Source organism: Saccharospirillum alexandrii, assembly GCF_043641555.1.
Classification (GTDB): domain Bacteria; phylum Pseudomonadota; class Gammaproteobacteria; order Pseudomonadales; family Natronospirillaceae; genus Saccharospirillum; species Saccharospirillum alexandrii_A.
In genome coordinates this window covers 966,013-981,764 of the sequence record NZ_JBHZRJ010000001.1, presented here as the reverse complement: position 1 = coordinate 981,764, position 15,752 = coordinate 966,013, and the positions used below count along the sequence as shown (strand labels likewise).

13 protein-coding genes are annotated in these 15,752 nt (G+C 57.5%); 12 read left to right on the top strand and 1 reads right to left on the bottom strand.

Annotation, left to right across the window (positions count from 1 at the left end):
• The first annotated feature begins 35 nt into the window (after positions 1-35).
• Complete coding sequence (locus ACHUE7_RS04225; protein ID WP_394168890.1) at positions 36-3,179, top strand: diguanylate cyclase domain-containing protein; 3,144 nt, start codon at positions 36-38, stop codon at positions 3,177-3,179.
• On the opposite strand, the gene ACHUE7_RS04220 is transcribed toward ACHUE7_RS04225, so the two are convergent.
• Positions 3,142-3,522, bottom strand: a complete 381-nt coding sequence (locus tag ACHUE7_RS04220) for an acetyl-CoA sensor PanZ family protein (protein WP_394168889.1) — start codon at positions 3,520-3,522, stop codon at positions 3,142-3,144. The genes ACHUE7_RS04225 and ACHUE7_RS04220 overlap by 38 nt on opposite strands.
• Positions 3,523-3,666: 144 nt before the next feature.
• Between ACHUE7_RS04220 and hisB the strand changes: the two genes are divergently transcribed.
• The 11 genes from hisB (at position 3,667) to yfaE (ending at position 15,741) form a co-directional block, all read left to right on the top strand.
• Entirely contained in the window at positions 3,667-4,257 is a 591-nt protein-coding gene (gene hisB, locus ACHUE7_RS04215) for an imidazoleglycerol-phosphate dehydratase HisB (protein ID WP_348476874.1), read from the top strand.
• Positions 4,258-4,333: 76 nt separating this feature from the next.
• Positions 4,334-4,984 carry an imidazole glycerol phosphate synthase subunit HisH gene (gene hisH, locus ACHUE7_RS04210; RefSeq protein WP_394168888.1) on the top strand — a complete coding sequence of 217 codons (651 nt, stop codon included), beginning with the start codon at positions 4,334-4,336 and terminating at the stop codon, positions 4,982-4,984.
• Positions 4,985-5,017: 33 nt separating this feature from the next.
• Complete coding sequence (gene hisA, locus ACHUE7_RS04205) at positions 5,018-5,752, top strand: 1-(5-phosphoribosyl)-5-[(5-phosphoribosylamino)methylideneamino]imidazole-4-carboxamide isomerase (protein ID WP_394168887.1); 735 nt, start codon at positions 5,018-5,020, stop codon at positions 5,750-5,752.
• Positions 5,753-6,215: 463 nt separating this feature from the next.
• A complete protein-coding gene (hisF, locus tag ACHUE7_RS04200; RefSeq protein ID WP_394168886.1) occupies positions 6,216-6,974 on the top strand; it encodes an imidazole glycerol phosphate synthase subunit HisF in 759 nt (252 codons plus the stop codon).
• Positions 6,975-7,367: 393 nt separating this feature from the next.
• A complete protein-coding gene (locus ACHUE7_RS04195) occupies positions 7,368-8,324 on the top strand; it encodes a TAXI family TRAP transporter solute-binding subunit (protein WP_127556521.1) in 957 nt (318 codons plus the stop codon).
• Positions 8,325-8,330: 6 nt separating this feature from the next.
• A complete protein-coding gene (locus ACHUE7_RS04190; protein ID WP_394168885.1) occupies positions 8,331-8,867 on the top strand; it encodes a DUF1850 domain-containing protein in 537 nt (178 codons plus the stop codon).
• Entirely contained in the window at positions 8,864-10,882 is a 2,019-nt protein-coding gene (locus ACHUE7_RS04185) for a TRAP transporter permease (RefSeq protein WP_394168884.1), read from the top strand. Before ACHUE7_RS04190 ends, ACHUE7_RS04185 begins: the two co-directional genes overlap by 4 nt.
• 205 nt (positions 10,883-11,087) lie before the next feature.
• Entirely contained in the window at positions 11,088-11,645 is a 558-nt protein-coding gene (locus ACHUE7_RS04180; RefSeq protein WP_394168883.1) for a TMEM165/GDT1 family protein, read from the top strand.
• A 425-nt stretch (positions 11,646-12,070) separates the two neighbouring features.
• Positions 12,071-14,338: a class 1a ribonucleoside-diphosphate reductase subunit alpha gene (nrdA, locus tag ACHUE7_RS04175; protein WP_394168882.1), complete on the top strand. Its 2,268-nt coding sequence runs from the start codon at positions 12,071-12,073 to the stop codon at positions 14,336-14,338.
• A 9-nt stretch (positions 14,339-14,347) separates the two neighbouring features.
• Positions 14,348-15,472: a class Ia ribonucleoside-diphosphate reductase subunit beta gene (gene nrdB, locus ACHUE7_RS04170; protein ID WP_394168881.1), complete on the top strand. Its 1,125-nt coding sequence runs from the start codon at positions 14,348-14,350 to the stop codon at positions 15,470-15,472.
• On the top strand, positions 15,469-15,741 hold the full coding sequence (gene yfaE / locus ACHUE7_RS04165; protein ID WP_348476863.1) for a class I ribonucleotide reductase maintenance protein YfaE: 273 nt from the start codon (positions 15,469-15,471) through the stop codon (positions 15,739-15,741). Before nrdB ends, yfaE begins: the two co-directional genes overlap by 4 nt.
• The last annotated feature ends 11 nt before the right edge of the window (positions 15,742-15,752 follow it).

Genomic DNA, 15,752 nt, shown 5'->3' with positions numbered 1-15,752 from the left:
TATACTGACGAAACGCTGCAAGATCGTGAAGGACTATGAATCAGACCTACCCGCTTAGGCTGCTGGACAATGCATGGCAGCAGACGTTAAAAGGCCAGGGACAGTGCCTGCTCTTCGCCGATGCCGATGGCCGCCGCTTCAGCAGCCTGGTGGATGCGTTTATGGCAGACCTGCCCGCTGAGTGTGTTCGCTATCAACTGACGTCCGACAGTCAGCTGAATGGCTATTACCCGCTAGTCGACATCATTCAGGATGGCTACGACCGGCTGGGCATTGCCGACTGCGGGCACTGGCTTCAGGAACAGGGTGTTTATGGCCCCAATCTCAATACCTGGCAGCAATTGCTCGACGATCATTTTATTCAGCGCCATCCGCTGCAACTGAAAGACCACGTCATTCAGAAAACCATCGCCTTTCAGGACGACATTCTGTGCTTGCTGGCTGCCCTGTCGCAAACGCGCCCCATTGTTGTGGCGCTTACGCATTTCCATTTTGCCAGTTTCAGTCTGCAGCGTCTGGTTAGAACCGTACAACAGCAGTTGAACGGTCGAGTATTGTTGCTCACCTCAACCGATACCGATCTGATGGCCTCCCATGATCCGGACTGGCACAGCACCCAGCGCAGCGCCGACGACGACATTGACCCGCCCAACTGGCTGATAGACCTGTCGCCCGAACTGAACGCCGACTCGTTACCCTGGCCAGAGCCGCAGCCACTCAGTGCCCAGAGCATTCCGCGGCTGATTCAGGATGCACTGAGAAACCACGCCTTGCAGTGCCATACAGAAACCCACCTGCTTTGCGATAAAATCGGGCTGATGCTGGATGAACGGCAAATACTGCTGCTATCCGAACATCGCAGCACTCTGCGTCTGATCGAAGCTGAGGCCCAGTACTACAAAGACCAGCATAACGGGGCCATTACCCTGTTGACGGAACTGCTCGAAGAAGCCCGGCAGGAGCATCTTTACGACCAGATGTTCGATGCTTACCTGCGCCTCGGCTGGTGTGCGCTGACCAAACACCGGCTAAGCACAGCCCGGCAAATGGCCACACACGCCCAGACGGCGCTGGAACAAATTACGACCAAAGACGCCCCCTGGCTATTGCGCGAACGCGAATGGCTGCTGATGCAGGTCATGATCAGCAGCATGTTTCACGAACGGCCGCCTGCCACGGTAATGCACCGGCTCGAAGCCCTGCTGCCGATGCTGGACCAGGACGACTATGGCTACGCCCTGCGCACGGCCCAGATAGCCTGGGAAGGCTCCATGACAGATCGGGAGCGATTCTTTCTGCGGCGCGCCATTTTAACGGGCCTCAGCCAGGCCAGAGCCCAGAAGAACGACATCGCCACCGTCAAGCTGACTGAAGCCATGGCGTTGCTGCAAACCAAAGCACACCGGTTTCAGCGGGCACATCGCCTGCTGGAGCTGGCGCTGAGCCGTTGCAGCCGGATGGCATCGCCTCGGCATGAAGCCCCTCTTTACAACGGCCTGGGTATTATTCAGATGCGGCTGGGCCGAATAGAGGAAGCCAGAGACACCTTTTTATACACCCTGCACAAATTGCAAACGGTCGCTCACTACAATGAAATTGCGGTCACGTTGCATAACCTGTCCTGGGCTTATCTGATCAGCGGCAATGTTCCGGAAAGCTTGCGGCTGCTCACTACTGCCATTCGTTTGTGTCGCATTCGCGGGTTCGTGACCATTCCTTTTTACACGCTCGATGACCTTATGCTGCAACAGGCACTGTACCGGTTCTATCTGGGGCACAGCGTTCTCGCCCAGCATACCTTGCAGGATTATCGGCAGCGGCCAGAACAACGCTCGGCACGGGGGCAGGTTTTGCTCATCTGCCTGAAACTGCATTTCGCCCGGGCAGAAGCCGACTACGAGGGCGTAACCACCCTGATTGCGGAATTGAAAGCATCGCTGGAGGCTCAACCGGATTTGCCGGATACCCTGGTGAATCTGGCCTGGTATGCCGCGGGGCCCGACAACTTGCCCTCCAGCTTGAAACCGGCCTATCAGATTCAATGGATGCAAACCCGGGAAGCGGTTACCCAGCCGCTGACCGACAGCAACATTGATGTGATGTCCGTGTTACGAGCCGCCGATCTTGAAAGCGAGCTCGAACAGATACAACAGCGGGTGCGGGACACCCGCCTGCTGTCACACCTCAGTGCTCAAACCAATGCAGCAACCGATACTCTGGAACTGGTCGAAACCCTGTGTCAGCAACTGAAGGCCCATCTCGATTGCGACTACGTCGCCATCGAACTGACCCAGCAACCCTTTATGGAGGCCACCCTGGTTACCCGGGGGCTGGCCGTCCTGGACGTTGAGCGGCTGCATCAGGCGCTGTCTTTGCAACGGTTGACGCGCGGGCGATTGCTGATCCGTATGCACAATCTCGATCTTGAAGGCATGGACAGCGGCTACGTCTGCATCTTCCGCATCGCCCTGCCCCACCACGATTTTGGCGACATGATTCTGATGACCCGAAACCCGTCCGGTTTTGAAGAATCCGTGCTGCGCACCGCCTCCATGCTGGCGGGGCAACTGGCGGCCGCCATTCAACGGCTGGCGCACGAAAAAGAACTGCATCACCTCTCCTCTACCGACATGCTGACCGGCCTGATGAACCGGCAGGCCCTGTACCCTCGCCTGGAAGAAGAGCTGGCCCGTGGTCGCCGCAATGCCAGCTACCGGTTCTCACTGGCATTTCTGGATCTGGATAATTTCAAATACCTGAATGACAACTATGGCCACGTACTGGGTGATCAGGTATTGCGCGGCTTTGCGCAGGTATTGAAAGAGCACACCCGCACCGAGGATCTGGCAGCGCGACTGGGCGGAGACGAATTCGTCATTCTATTCCCTAATGAAGAAGGCCAGGCGGTTCAGCAACTGGCCCAGCGCATTCTTGAGGATTTCTCGACTCCGGCTCGCTGCCAGGCTTTCCTGCGACGTTTTACCGGACAGGAATTCACCTGGCCCGAAGGCCAGCAACTGGGATGTTCAGTGGGGATCATTGAAGTCACCGGCGAGCAGGCGCCGAAACTGGTCGATCAGTTGCTCAACCTGGCCGACCATGCCATGTACGAGGCCAAGTCACGCGGTAAAAACCAGGCTGTTATTTCCGATCTGCCAGCGACGTCAAACAGGCACTGACAAAGGTCGCAAGCTCAGGATGGATCTGCGCCGAGAGGCGCAGTGGGTACTGCTGCGCCAGCACCGACACCATTCGCCGCCCAACCCCTCGCCCGCGAGTCAGCGCCCGAACCCCCAGGCTCAACACACAATCACCCTCAACAAACGCAACGCCGACGATGCGCCCGTTAAACCGGGCGGCATGGAGCCTCACGCCCGGGGCACTGGCCTGCCAGGCAATCCAGGCAGACTGATAGCAGGGGCAGGCACGCATGTCCTGCGCCAGACGGGCCAAATCTGGCGCATCGGTTTCTGGCAAGTCTGAGAGCGGTGTTCGGGACAGCAAATCCAGCGTTACAGGCATTGGCGTCGGTCCGGGTGGTTTGAGGCGCAGCATACCGATATAATGCGCCTGCGCAACCGGGTTTCAGGCCGTTTACTTTACTGCAACCACCCGTATGCGTTGCCCGAACCATCACTCGAATCACCAAGAACAGAGAGTCGTACTATGAGTCGCCAAGCGACGGTTGAACGCAACACCACCGAAACCCAGATCAAGGTCAGTATCAATCTGGACGGTACCGGCACAGCCCAGTTCGACACCGGCATGCCCTTTCTGGACCACATGATGGACCAGATAGCCCGGCATGGCCTGATCGATCTCGACATCGTCTGCCGCGGCGACAACCACATCGACGACCACCACAGCGTTGAAGACATCGGCATCACCCTGGGCCAGGCCTTCGCGAAAGCCGTTGGCGACAAAAAAGGCATCACCCGCTACGGCCACAGTTATGTGCCGCTCGATGAAGCCCTGTCGCGGGTCGTGATCGATTTCTCCGGTCGTCCGGGCCTCGAATACAACCTGCCATTTACGCGTGGCAGCGTCGGCGGCTTCGACGTCGACCTGTTTTATGAGTTCTTCCAGGGCTTCGTCAACCACTCCTGGGTCACGCTGCACATCGACAATCTGAAGGGCCATAATTCGCACCACCAGATCGAAACGGTGTTCAAGGCCTTCGGCCGAGCCCTGCGCATGGCACTAACGCCGGACGAACGCATGGCTGGCATCACTCCGTCCACCAAGGGCGTGCTCTGATACCCGCCGGAAGGTCGCTCCAACGGCGCCCACAGCGGGCGCCTGATGCAAACCTCAGCCAGAACAGGATACTTCCGTGAGTCGCACACTGCTGACCATCATTGATTACGGCATGGGCAACCTGCACTCCGTCGCCAAGGCGCTGGAACACGTCGCCCCGAACACCCAAATCGAAGTCACCTCCGACAAAGACCGCATCGCCGAAGCCGACCATATTCTGTTGCCCGGCGTCGGCGCCATTCGCGACTGTATGGCGGAAATTCGCCGCCAGGGTGTCGACACCGTGGTCGCCGATGCGGTAAACAGCGGCAAGCCCTTTCTTGGCATTTGTGTCGGCATGCAAGCGCTGATGGCCCGCAGCCACGAGAACGGAGGCGTCGACTGCCTGGGCCATTTCGATGGCGAGGTGCGCCGTTTCAGTACCACCGCGTCCGACGAGCGCGGCCTGGCCCTGAAAGTGCCGCACATGGGCTGGAACACCGTAGATTTGCAAATCGACCACCCCTTGCTTCAAGGCATTAACAACGGCGATCGCTTCTATTTCGTACACAGCTACTACGTGGAAGCCCACCCGGAATACACGGCGGCCAATTGCACCTACGATGCCACCTTTGCCGCGATGATTTACCGGGACAATCTCTTTGCCACCCAGTTCCACCCGGAAAAAAGCTTTCCGGCCGGACTGACCCTGCTGAAAAACTTTGTCGACTGGGATGGCCGCCGCTAAGCGGCTGCCCCAGTACACCTGGAGACACCCTCAATGCTGATCATCCCCGCCATCGACCTCAAAGACGGCCAGTGCGTTCGCCTGCTGCAAGGCCGCATGGAAGACGCCACGGTATTCGGATCCGACCCCGTAGAAATGGCCACCCGTTGGGTAGAAGCCGGTTGCCGTCGGTTGCACCTGGTCGACCTGAACGGCGCCTTCGAAGGCACCCCGATTCACGCAGAAGCGGTCACCGCCATTTCCAAAAAATACCCGGACCTGCCGATCCAGATCGGCGGCGGCATCCGCTCGCTGGAGACCATTGAGGCCTACATCAAAGCCGGCGTCAGCTGGTGCATCATTGGCACCGCCGCGGTGAAAAACCCGGGCTTCGTACGCGAAGCCTGCCAGGCCTTCCCCGGCCACATCATTGTCGGCATCGATGCCAAAGACGGCCGCGTCGCCACCGAAGGCTGGGCCGATGTCAGCGACGTGCTGGCCACCGACCTCGCCCGCGATTTCGCCAACGACGGCGTCAGCGCCATCGTCTACACCGACATCAGCCGCGATGGCATGATGCAGGGCGTCAACGTCGATGCCACCGTAGAAGTCGCCAAAGCCGGCGGCATTCCGGTCATCGCCAGTGGTGGCGTCACCAACATGACCGACATAGAACGCCTCTGTGATGTCGCCAGCCAGGGCATTCTGGGCGCCATCACCGGACGCGCCATCTACGACGGTGCCATCGATGTGCAAGAGGCTCAGGCTTACTGCGATGGGCGTGGTTGAGTTTGTGGCTGAGTCCTGAGTTAGAAATTCGCCGGTCAATTTGCCGCTGCGTCGATTTGGAAATAGTGCCAGGCGGACAACCGGGTATGCCCATTGGAGGCACGCAGTGAACCCATCCATGGGGGCTCGAAGACCGCATCCCTGCGGTCCAACGACCTCCAATGGGCATACCCGGCCGTCCTTCGCAATTTTCGTGGTTGATTGATAGCGAATTTCTAACTCAGGACTCAGGTGAGCTAACCGCCATCGTTATTGTTCAGTAGTACCATTGTTAGAATTGACGCCAAACTAAGTGTCAGGTGCCGGGTAGGCTTCTCCGGGGAAGTCTGAGGCATGGATGCCGAAGCCTAGGCCCCATGGACGGGTTCACGCCGACCCCGGAGAAGCCTACCCGGTGCCTGACACGCCCCCCTGGCACTAACGCAAGCCCGGGCACCATACAGAGCAACCGAGAGACTAAATTATGGCACTGGCAAAACGTATTATTCCCTGCCTCGACGTCGACAAGGGTCGCGTGGTGAAGGGCGTGAATTTCGTCAATATTCGGGACGCCGGGGATCCGGTGGAAGTGGCGCGCCGCTACAACGAGCAGGGTGCCGATGAAATTACCATGCTCGACATTACTGCCACTCATGAAGGCCGCGACACCATGGTCGAGACCGTCAGTGCCATTGCCGGCCAGGTGTTTATACCGCTGACCGTTGGGGGTGGTATTCGCACGCTGGATGATATTCGTACCATGCTGAATGCCGGTGCCGACAAGGTGTCCATTAACAGCGCGGCGGTGTTTAACCCGGAGTTTGTAAAACAGGCTTCCGACCGGTTTGGCGCCCAATGCATTGTGGTTGCTATTGATGCCAAGCGGGTTGAAGACCACTGGGAAATTTTTACTCACGGTGGCCGCAAACCAACAGGTATCGATGCCGTTGAATGGGCGCAAAAAATGGAAGCCCTGGGGGCCGGCGAGATTTTGCTGACCAGCATGGATCGTGATGGGGTGAAAACCGGCTTTGATCTTGGGCTGACCAAGGCCGTTGCCGATGCCATTCGCATTCCTGTAATCGCCAGTGGTGGCGTGGGTAACCTCGATCACCTGGCCGACGGCGTTCTTGAAGGCCATGCTGACGCCGTGCTGGCCGCCAGCATTTTTCACTTTGGTGAGTACAGTATTGCCGAGGCGAAAGACGTGATGGCTGGTCGCGGTATTGAAATGCGGCGTTGAATGTCACGACTGATAGACGAGTCGCGCTCTAACGAGCGCGCACCCAGCCAATTCTTGCTTACCAAACCCCTGCCAATGAGCAAAATCTTGCCTACTCGCTCTGGTTGATTCTCCCCAACCCCCAAAGCATGCGGGTTTGAAAGCATCTCCCTTCTGGCACACCGGTTGCAATAGCCTGACTGACCCTGTGGCAGCCGGGCTACAAAAAACTCGAACCAACCCGTGCTTGCTGCATCTTCACGACTACAATCAGGTCATTAACGGGCCCTGTGCCTGGATCCCTTGTGGAGCTCGATCGCTTGTGTCTGTCAGGAAGGCACATCGACTGAGCCACGGGTTCATGAACGACGATAATAGACGTACAAAACCAACAACAATCGAGGTAACTATCTCATGCGTAAGCTTTCACTGGCACTGTGTGCTACCGCAGCCCTGGGCTTCTCTGCTGCCCAGGCTGAATCCCTGTCCATTGCTACCGGCGGCACCGGCGGCACCTATTACCCACTGGGGGGTGGTCTGGCGGAACTGATCACCAACAACATTGATGGTTATGATGCGGTCGCTGAAGTGACCGGTGCGTCCGTTGAAAACATGGGCCTGGTACATCGCGAAGATTCAGACCTGGCCATCGCCCTGGCCGACACGGTCTACCAGGCGTACAACGGTGGTGACCGCTTCAATGGCAACAAACTGGACGTAGTAGCGCTCGCCTCCCTTTACCCGAACGCGGTCCAGATTGTGACGCTGGCTGATTCCGACATTAACTCTCTGGCTGACCTGCGCGGCAAGCGCGTCTCTGTTGGCGCGCCGGGCAGTGGTACTGAAGTGAATGCCAATGCCATTCTCGAAGGCAATGGCATCAGCTACGATGACTTTACTGCCTTGCGTCTGAACTTCAACGAAACCGCTGATGCGATTCGCGATGGCGACATCGATGCGGGTTTCTGGAGTGTCGGCCCGCCGACCAGCTCAATTCTGAGCCTGGCCACCACCCGCGACATCAAGCTGTTGTCCTTGTCTGAAGAAGAAGTGGCCAACGCCCTGGAACTGGAACCGGTATTTGCACCTTATACCCTCCGTGCTGGCCTGTATGAAGGCATGGACGAACCGGTTCAGTCTGTTGGCATTCCCAACGTTCTGACCGTCAACACCGCCATGTCTGACGATCTGGCTTACCAGATCACCAAGCTGCTGTTCGAGGAAGTTGAATACCTGCGAGACATTCACCCGGCCGCAAACGACACCACCGTGGATTTCGCGCTGACCTCTACGCCGATTCCGCTGCACCCGGGTGCCATTCGGTACTACGAAGAAATCGGTGCCGACATCCCGGCTCGCCTGCGCCAGTAATTGTAGATGACGCGGCTAACCAGCCTGGAAACCGTGGGTCGCAAGACCCGCGGTTTTTTTAAACACATCAGGCTAGGTGTGCTCACCGGATTAATCACCGTTGTTACACCGGCTATTGCCTGGCAGCTGGAAGTTGTCGATCGCAATGATCAGATTCTGGCCAGGGTCGACTTGCCCAACGATGAAGGCCGCTGGTGCCTGCTCTGGAATCACTCGGTTCAGGGGTTTCAGGTAGAAGACTGCTTTCGGGTAGATGGCCAGACACTGATTCTCGACAGCACCCACACTCCCGATTTTGCCGCGGGCCTGGGGCACATTCCCGGACGCGGTGCTTTGGAATCAGATAACCAGCACGGTTATCGCATTACCAATTTTAACCAGCCGTTACCGGGCAATCAGCTCGTGTTGCGGGTCGGATCAATGCGGGTTAATCACCGCATTGCAATTGAACACAATTTGATCAGCCTCAGTGAACTGGCCTTTGACCAACGCGTCATCATTCGCCTCGCCGCTGACGTACCCACTGGAAGTATGACTCCATGAAACAATATACCCCGATACCCTTTAAGGTTGAGAGCGACTGGCAGGCCGAGTTGATGCCCGGGCCCGCCGTCTGGCGCTGGCTGGTCATCGTTCTGGGCATCAGCCTGTCGCTGTTTCATCTCTATGGCGCCGGCATCGAACCGCTGGGCCTGTTTTATCAGCGCGGCATCCATTTGATGCTGATTCTGATGCTGACGTTTGTATTGTTTGGCCCGAAACCCGGCAAGCCCAGAGGCCCCATCGCCATGGGCGTCGACTTTGTTTTCTTTGTCGCTTCAACGGCTTCCGGCTTCTATCTTGTCTGGTTTCTCGATGACATCATCAACCGGGCCGGTTTCTGGTCGGACACCGACATCATCTTCGCCATTATCTGCATCGTCACCGTACTTGAGGCCAGCCGCCGCGCCGTGGGTGCTGGCCTGACCATCATCGGCACCCTGGCGATTGCCTATGCGCTGGCCGGTTCGCGTGGCGACTTACCCTGGTTGGGCGAGTTTCTGCCCGGCATTCTTAACCACCGCGGCTATTCACTCGACCGGGTCGCTGCTCAGTTGTACCTCGGTCAGGAAGGCATTTTCGGCTTACCACTGGGCGTTGCGGCCACCTTTGTGTTTATCTTCGTGCTGTTTGGGGCCTTGCTGGAAGTCACCGGCGCTGGCAAATTCTTTATTGATCTTGCCTACTCGGCCACCGGCACCCAGCGTGGTGGCCCGGCCAAGGCAGCCGTACTCGCCTCAGCCAGCATGGGCTCCATTTCCGGCAGTGCCATTGCCAACGTGGTAACCACCGGTGCATTTACCATTCCACTGATGAAGAAACTCGGTTACAAACCGGCCCAGGCCGGTGGTATTGAAGCAGCCGCCAGTACCGGTGGACAAATCATGCCTCCGCTGATGGGGGCGGGCGCCTTTCTAATGGCCGAATACACCCGCCTGCCTTACCTGGAAATCGTGAAAGTCAGCGTGTTTCCAGCCTTACTGTATTTTTCAACGGTGTATCTGTTTGTGCACATCATCGCGGTCAAGCAAGGGCTGCAACCCCAAACCAAGAGTCAGCTACCTAATATTCGCGACGTACTCGCACGGGGCTGGTTCTTCCTGGTGCCCCTGTTGCTGCTAGTGTGGCTGCTGGTGCTCGGGATATCGCCCATGCGGGTCGGCTTTTACGCCATCATCAGCATCATGGCAGTGGCTGGCTTGAATGGCCTCTGGCTGGCGTTGAGACGCGGACAGCAGAACGGACAGCTCGCCACGGAAGTACGCGGCACCTTGCGTAACGGTGGCGTTAAGCTGCTTCAGGGCCTGGAACTCGGTGCCCGGAATGCCGTGTCGGTCAGTATTGCCTGCGCCGTCGCTGGCATCGTGGTCGGCGTAGTCGGTCTGACCGGGCTGGGCCTGAAATTCTCATCCATGATGATCGCCTTCTCCGGTGGCAACATTCTGCTGGCTCTGTTGCTGGTGCTTGTAGCAAGCCTGATTCTGGGCCTCGGGTTACCCGTTACCGCCAGCTACATTGTACTGATCGTCCTGGTCGGCCCGGCGCTGACCAATGAATTCGGCATTCCGCTGCTGATCGCCCATTTGGTCGTCTTCTGGTATTCACAGGACTCCAACGTGACGCCCCCTGTTGCCCTGGCGGCGTTCGCCGGGGCGGCCATTGCGGGCAGTAAAACCATGGAAACCAGTGTCCAGGCCTGGAAGTTCGCCAAGGGGCTCTATCTGATTCCGCTGTTCATGGTGTTTAATCCGTCCATCATTATGGGCGGGCCCGTTCCGCTTGTACTCTGGAATGGTTTTATCGCGATACTGGCACTGGCCGCATTTGCCGCAGCGCTGGAGGGCTACCTCTTCGGCCCCATGCGCAACTGGATGCGGGCTCTGCTCTCAATCGGGGTGGTGGCCATTTTCTACCCGAATTTTGTCGCTGAAGTCGCCGGTGTGGCACTGATGCTGGTGCTGCTCTCCATCAACTTCATTAACCGGCCCAAGGTTGCTCCGGTTGCCGCAGCCGGGTAAACTGCGCGCCGTCTTGGGGGAGTAATCGGCCGGTACCCACCGGCGCGGCCATCAACATAATTGAACCGAAGGTTCATGGTGGTCGCATCCGGCACTGCGTTTGTCGCAAGCCGCCGGACTGATGAGACCTGAGGCAAACGACACAGAACCGGGTGGGGCTGTGGCGTTTGCCTTTGGTAATGCTCCCCGCCCTCGGAATACAATCATGGAAGCCTTTCTCAGTTCGACCCTGGCCGTTGCCCTCGCGGAAATCGGTGATAAAACCCAACTGTTGTCCCTGTTTCTGGTCACCCGGTTTCGCAACCGCTGGGCCATTGTTGCGGGTATTCTGGTTGCCACCCTGGTCAATCATGGTTTGTCGGCCTGGCTGGGGACCCTGCTCGGTCAGTGGACACCGGGCGACTGGGCGCGCTGGATCATCGGCGGCAGCTTTATCGCCGTCGGCCTGTGGATGCTGATTCCGGACAAAGACGACAGCGGCCCGAGCCGCTTTGAATCCATGGGCGCCTTCGTGGCGACGCTGATTCTGTTTTTCATTGCCGAAATCGGCGACAAAACCCAGATAGCCACGGTCTTGCTCGCAGCCCAATACCAGTCGATGTTCTGGGTAACGCTGGGCACAACGCTGGGCATGCTGATCGCCAATGTACCGGTCATTCTGGCTGGCAACTGGCTGATGCAACGCCTGCCGGTTCGCACCGCCCACATCGTTGCCTGCCTGTTGTTTATTGGCTTTGGTGTCTGGACAATAGCCGGTGCTTAGCCACTCAGATTTACGAAGAAAATTTAACGCTCACGGAGCCCACTATCAGGGCCTTCCAGAGCGAGTAAATACTTGCATCACATTTTTGCAAACATCTATATATTGACAGGCCGCCACCAAAACAACACCATATATAGGCATTCGGTGATTTGAGCGGACTACTCCGGGTACTCAGCTCAACCGGGTCTTTACAGGGAATTCTGGCCATGCAGCGCCCCTTGGCGGCGCTGTCAAACACCGGCTGCAAACATAAGTAGTCGCGTGTTTCAGCTCAGCCTTCCCTGTCCGTTTCAGACCCCACCCATGCACCCCAAACATAACGCGTCAGGCGAAGTGGTCTACACTGGCAAAACCAACTTATGCAGTCATTCAGTTGGTTTTCCCAGCCATTTGCCGATGCAGCCCCTACAGCGGAGGAAGCGCAGGTGAATACAGCAACCATTTCAGTCAAAAAACGCGGTGGACGTAGCGAACCCCTCGATCTCGACAAAATCCACAAAGTACTGAATTGGGCGGCTGAAGGGCTGGACTCGGTATCCGTGTCCCAGGTTGAGCTGAAAGCCCAGCTGCAATTGCACGACGGTATTACCACCTCCGACATTCATGAAACCCTGATCAAAGCCGCCGCTGACCTGATCAGCGAGGAATACCCCGACTACCAGTACCTGGCCGCGCGCCTGGCTATTTTCCACCTGCGCAAGCGTGCCTATGGTCAGTTTGAGCCGCCTACGTTGCGCCAGCATGTCGAGAAAATGGTCGAAGACGGCCGTTACGACGCGCACCTGTTCACCGACTACAGCGAAGCCGACTACGAAGCGATGGAAGGTTTTCTGCGCCACGAGCGCGACCTGAACTTCTCTTACGCGGCAGTCAAGCAGCTCGAAGGCAAATACCTGGTGCAGAACCGGGTAACGGGTGACATTTACGAATCACCGCAGTTTCTCTACATTCTGATCGCGGCCAGCCTGTTCGCCAGCTACCCGAATGCCACCCGTCTGGATACGATTCAGAAGTTCTATGAGGCGGTGTCGACCTTCAAATTGTCGCTGCCAACCCCGGTGATGTCTGGTGTGCGTACCCCTACCCGCCAGTTCAGCTCCTGCGTACTGATCGAAAGTGACGACAGCCTCGATTCCATCAACGCCACCTCGGCAGCGGTGGTTCGTTACGTCAGCCAGCGTGCCGGCATCGGCATTAACGCCGGTCGCATTCGCGCCATCGGCTCGCCGATTCGCAGCGGTGCGGCTTTCCACACCGGCTGCATTCCGTTCTACAAGCATTTTCAGACAGCCGTTAAATGCTGCTCCCAGGGCGGTGTGCGTGGCGGTGCGGCAACGCTGTTCTATCCGCTCTGGCACCTGGAAGTTGAAAGCCTGCTGGTACTGAAAAACAACCGTGGCGTCGAGGAAAACCGCGTGCGTCAGTTGGACTACGGCGTCCAGATCAACCGTCTGATGTACACCCGTCTGATCAAGAACCAGCCGATCACGCTGTTCAGCCCATCTGATGTTCCCGGCCTGTACGATGCGTTCTTCGAAGACCAGGAAAAGTTCGAGCAGCTCTATGCCGAATACGAACAACGCGACGACATTCGCAAGCAACAGATTCCAGCCGTAGAGCTGTTCTCCACTTTGCTGCAGGAGCGTGCCTCAACCGGTCGTATCTATATTCAGAACGTTGACCACTGCAACACCCACGGTGCCTTCGATCCAAAACAGGCACCGGTACGGCAGAGCAACCTGTGCATGGAAATCACCCTGCCGACCAAGCCGTTGCACGACATTAACGATGAAACCGGTGAAATCGCCCTCTGTACGCTGGCTGCCTTCAACCTGGGGGCGATCGAATCGCTGGACGAGCTGGAACCTCTAGCGGAACTGATCGTGCGTGCGCTCGACAGCCTGCTCGATTACCAGGATTACCCGGTTAAAGCCGCAGAGCTTGGCTCCATGAAGCGGCGTACCCTGGGCATTGGCGTGATCAACTACGCCTATTATCTGGCCAAACACGGCAAGCGGTATTCCGATGGTTCTGCACTGGAACTGACACACGATACCTTCGAGGCCATTCAGTACTACCTGCTCAAGGCTTCCAGTGTGCTGGCCGAAGAAGTAGGCGCTTGCCCGGGTTTCAGCGAAACCCAGTACGCCCAGGGCAAGCTGCCGATCGATCACTACAAAAAAGACCTCGATAAGATCTGCAATACCGAATTAAAACTGAACTGGGATGACCTGCGCGCCCGTATCAAGCAACACGGTCTGCGCAACTCGACCCTGACGGCGCTGATGCCTTCTGAGACCAGTTCACAGATCGCCAACGCCACCAACGGCATTGAGCCGCCACGTGGCCTGGTTTCCGTTAAGACGTCGAAAGATGGTGTGATGAAGCAGGTAGTGCCCGACATCGCCAACCTGAGAAACCAGTATGAATTATTGTGGCAACAGCCGAACAACCTAGGGTATCTGAATCTGGTGGGCGTGATGCAGAAATTCGTCGACCAGTCGATTTCCGCCAACACCAACTACGATCCATCCCGTTTTGACGGCAACAAGGTACCGATGCAACAGCTGATCAACGATCTGCTGACGGCCTACAAGCTGGGTGTCAAAACGCTGTACTACCACAACACCCGCGACGGTGCCGGCAGTGCCATGGACGATGACGATTGCGCCAGCGGCGCGTGCAAGATCTGAGGAGCATGAATGGCTTACCAAACGTTTAACCAGCGCGAGTTCGATACGTTCAGTCAGCCGATGTTTTTCGGCGAGACGGTAAACGTGGCGCGCTACGATCAGCAGAAGTTTCCGATTTTCGAAAAGCTGATCGAAAAGCAACTCTCGTTCTTCTGGCGACCGGAAGAAGTGGACCTCACGCGCGACCGCAAGGACTTCATTGCCCTGCCCGCGCACGAGCAACACATTTTCCTGAGCAACCTGAAGTACCAGACGCTGCTCGACAGCGTCCAGGGTCGCTCACCCAATGTGGCCCTGTTGCCGCTGGTGTCGTTGCCCGAACTGGAAACCTGGATCGAAACCTGGGCGTTCAGTGAAACCATTCACTCGCGCTCTTACACGCACATCATGCGTAATGTATTGACCGAGCCGGGCAAGGTGTTCGATGACATCGTGCACAACCCGGCCATTGTCGAGCGCGCAACAACCGTCACGCGGTATTACGATGCGCTGATTGAAGCGACTCAGCGGTTTCAGGTGCAGACCGACGAGTGGCAGGCCAGTGCAGACGGCAAAAAAGCACTGCGCGACCTGAAACGGAAGCTGTATTTAACGCTGGCCTCGGTCAACGTGCTCGAAGCCATTCGCTTCTACGTCAGTTTCGCCTGCAGCTTTGCCTTTGCCGAACGTTCGAGAATGGAAGGCAATGCCAAGATCATTCGCTTGATCGCCCGTGACGAAGCCCTGCACCTGACCGGCACCCAGCACATGCTGAACCTGATGGCGCGTGGCCACGACGACCCGGACATGGCAGAGATCGCCGAAGAAGAACGCGACAACGTGCGCAAAATTTTCATCGATGCGGCCGAGCAGGAAAAAGAGTGGGCTGCCTATCTGTTCAAAGACGGGTCGATGATTGGTCTGAACACCGACATTCTGGCGCAATACGTCCAGCACATTACCGACCAGCGCCTGGCGGCTATAGATCTGGAACCGGCTTTTGGTTCGCCCAAGAATCCGCTGCCGTGGATGGACGCCTGGTTGCAAAGCGACCAGGTACAGGTTGCTCCTCAGGAAACCGAGATCAGCACATATCTGGTCGGCGCCCTGCAAAGTGATGTCGACACCGGCGCTCTGGAAGATTTCGAGTTGTGACCAGAGAGGTCAACCCGAACGCGTCACAGACGCATCGCATTACCCTGTTCCCCTCGCCTGACCCGGTGACTGTTCTGCAGCAACTGGAGAAGCGGGGGTTCAAGGTGCCTTATCAGTGCCGTGAAGGCTATTGCGGCGCCTGCCGCATGGTGTTGATGAAAGGATCGGTCGATTACGTACAGGAGCCGCTGGCCTGGTGCGGTGACAGTGAGATTCTGGCCTGCAGTTGCATCGTGGTCGTGGATGCCACGGTGACGTTCAAAGCCTGAGGCCGATCCAA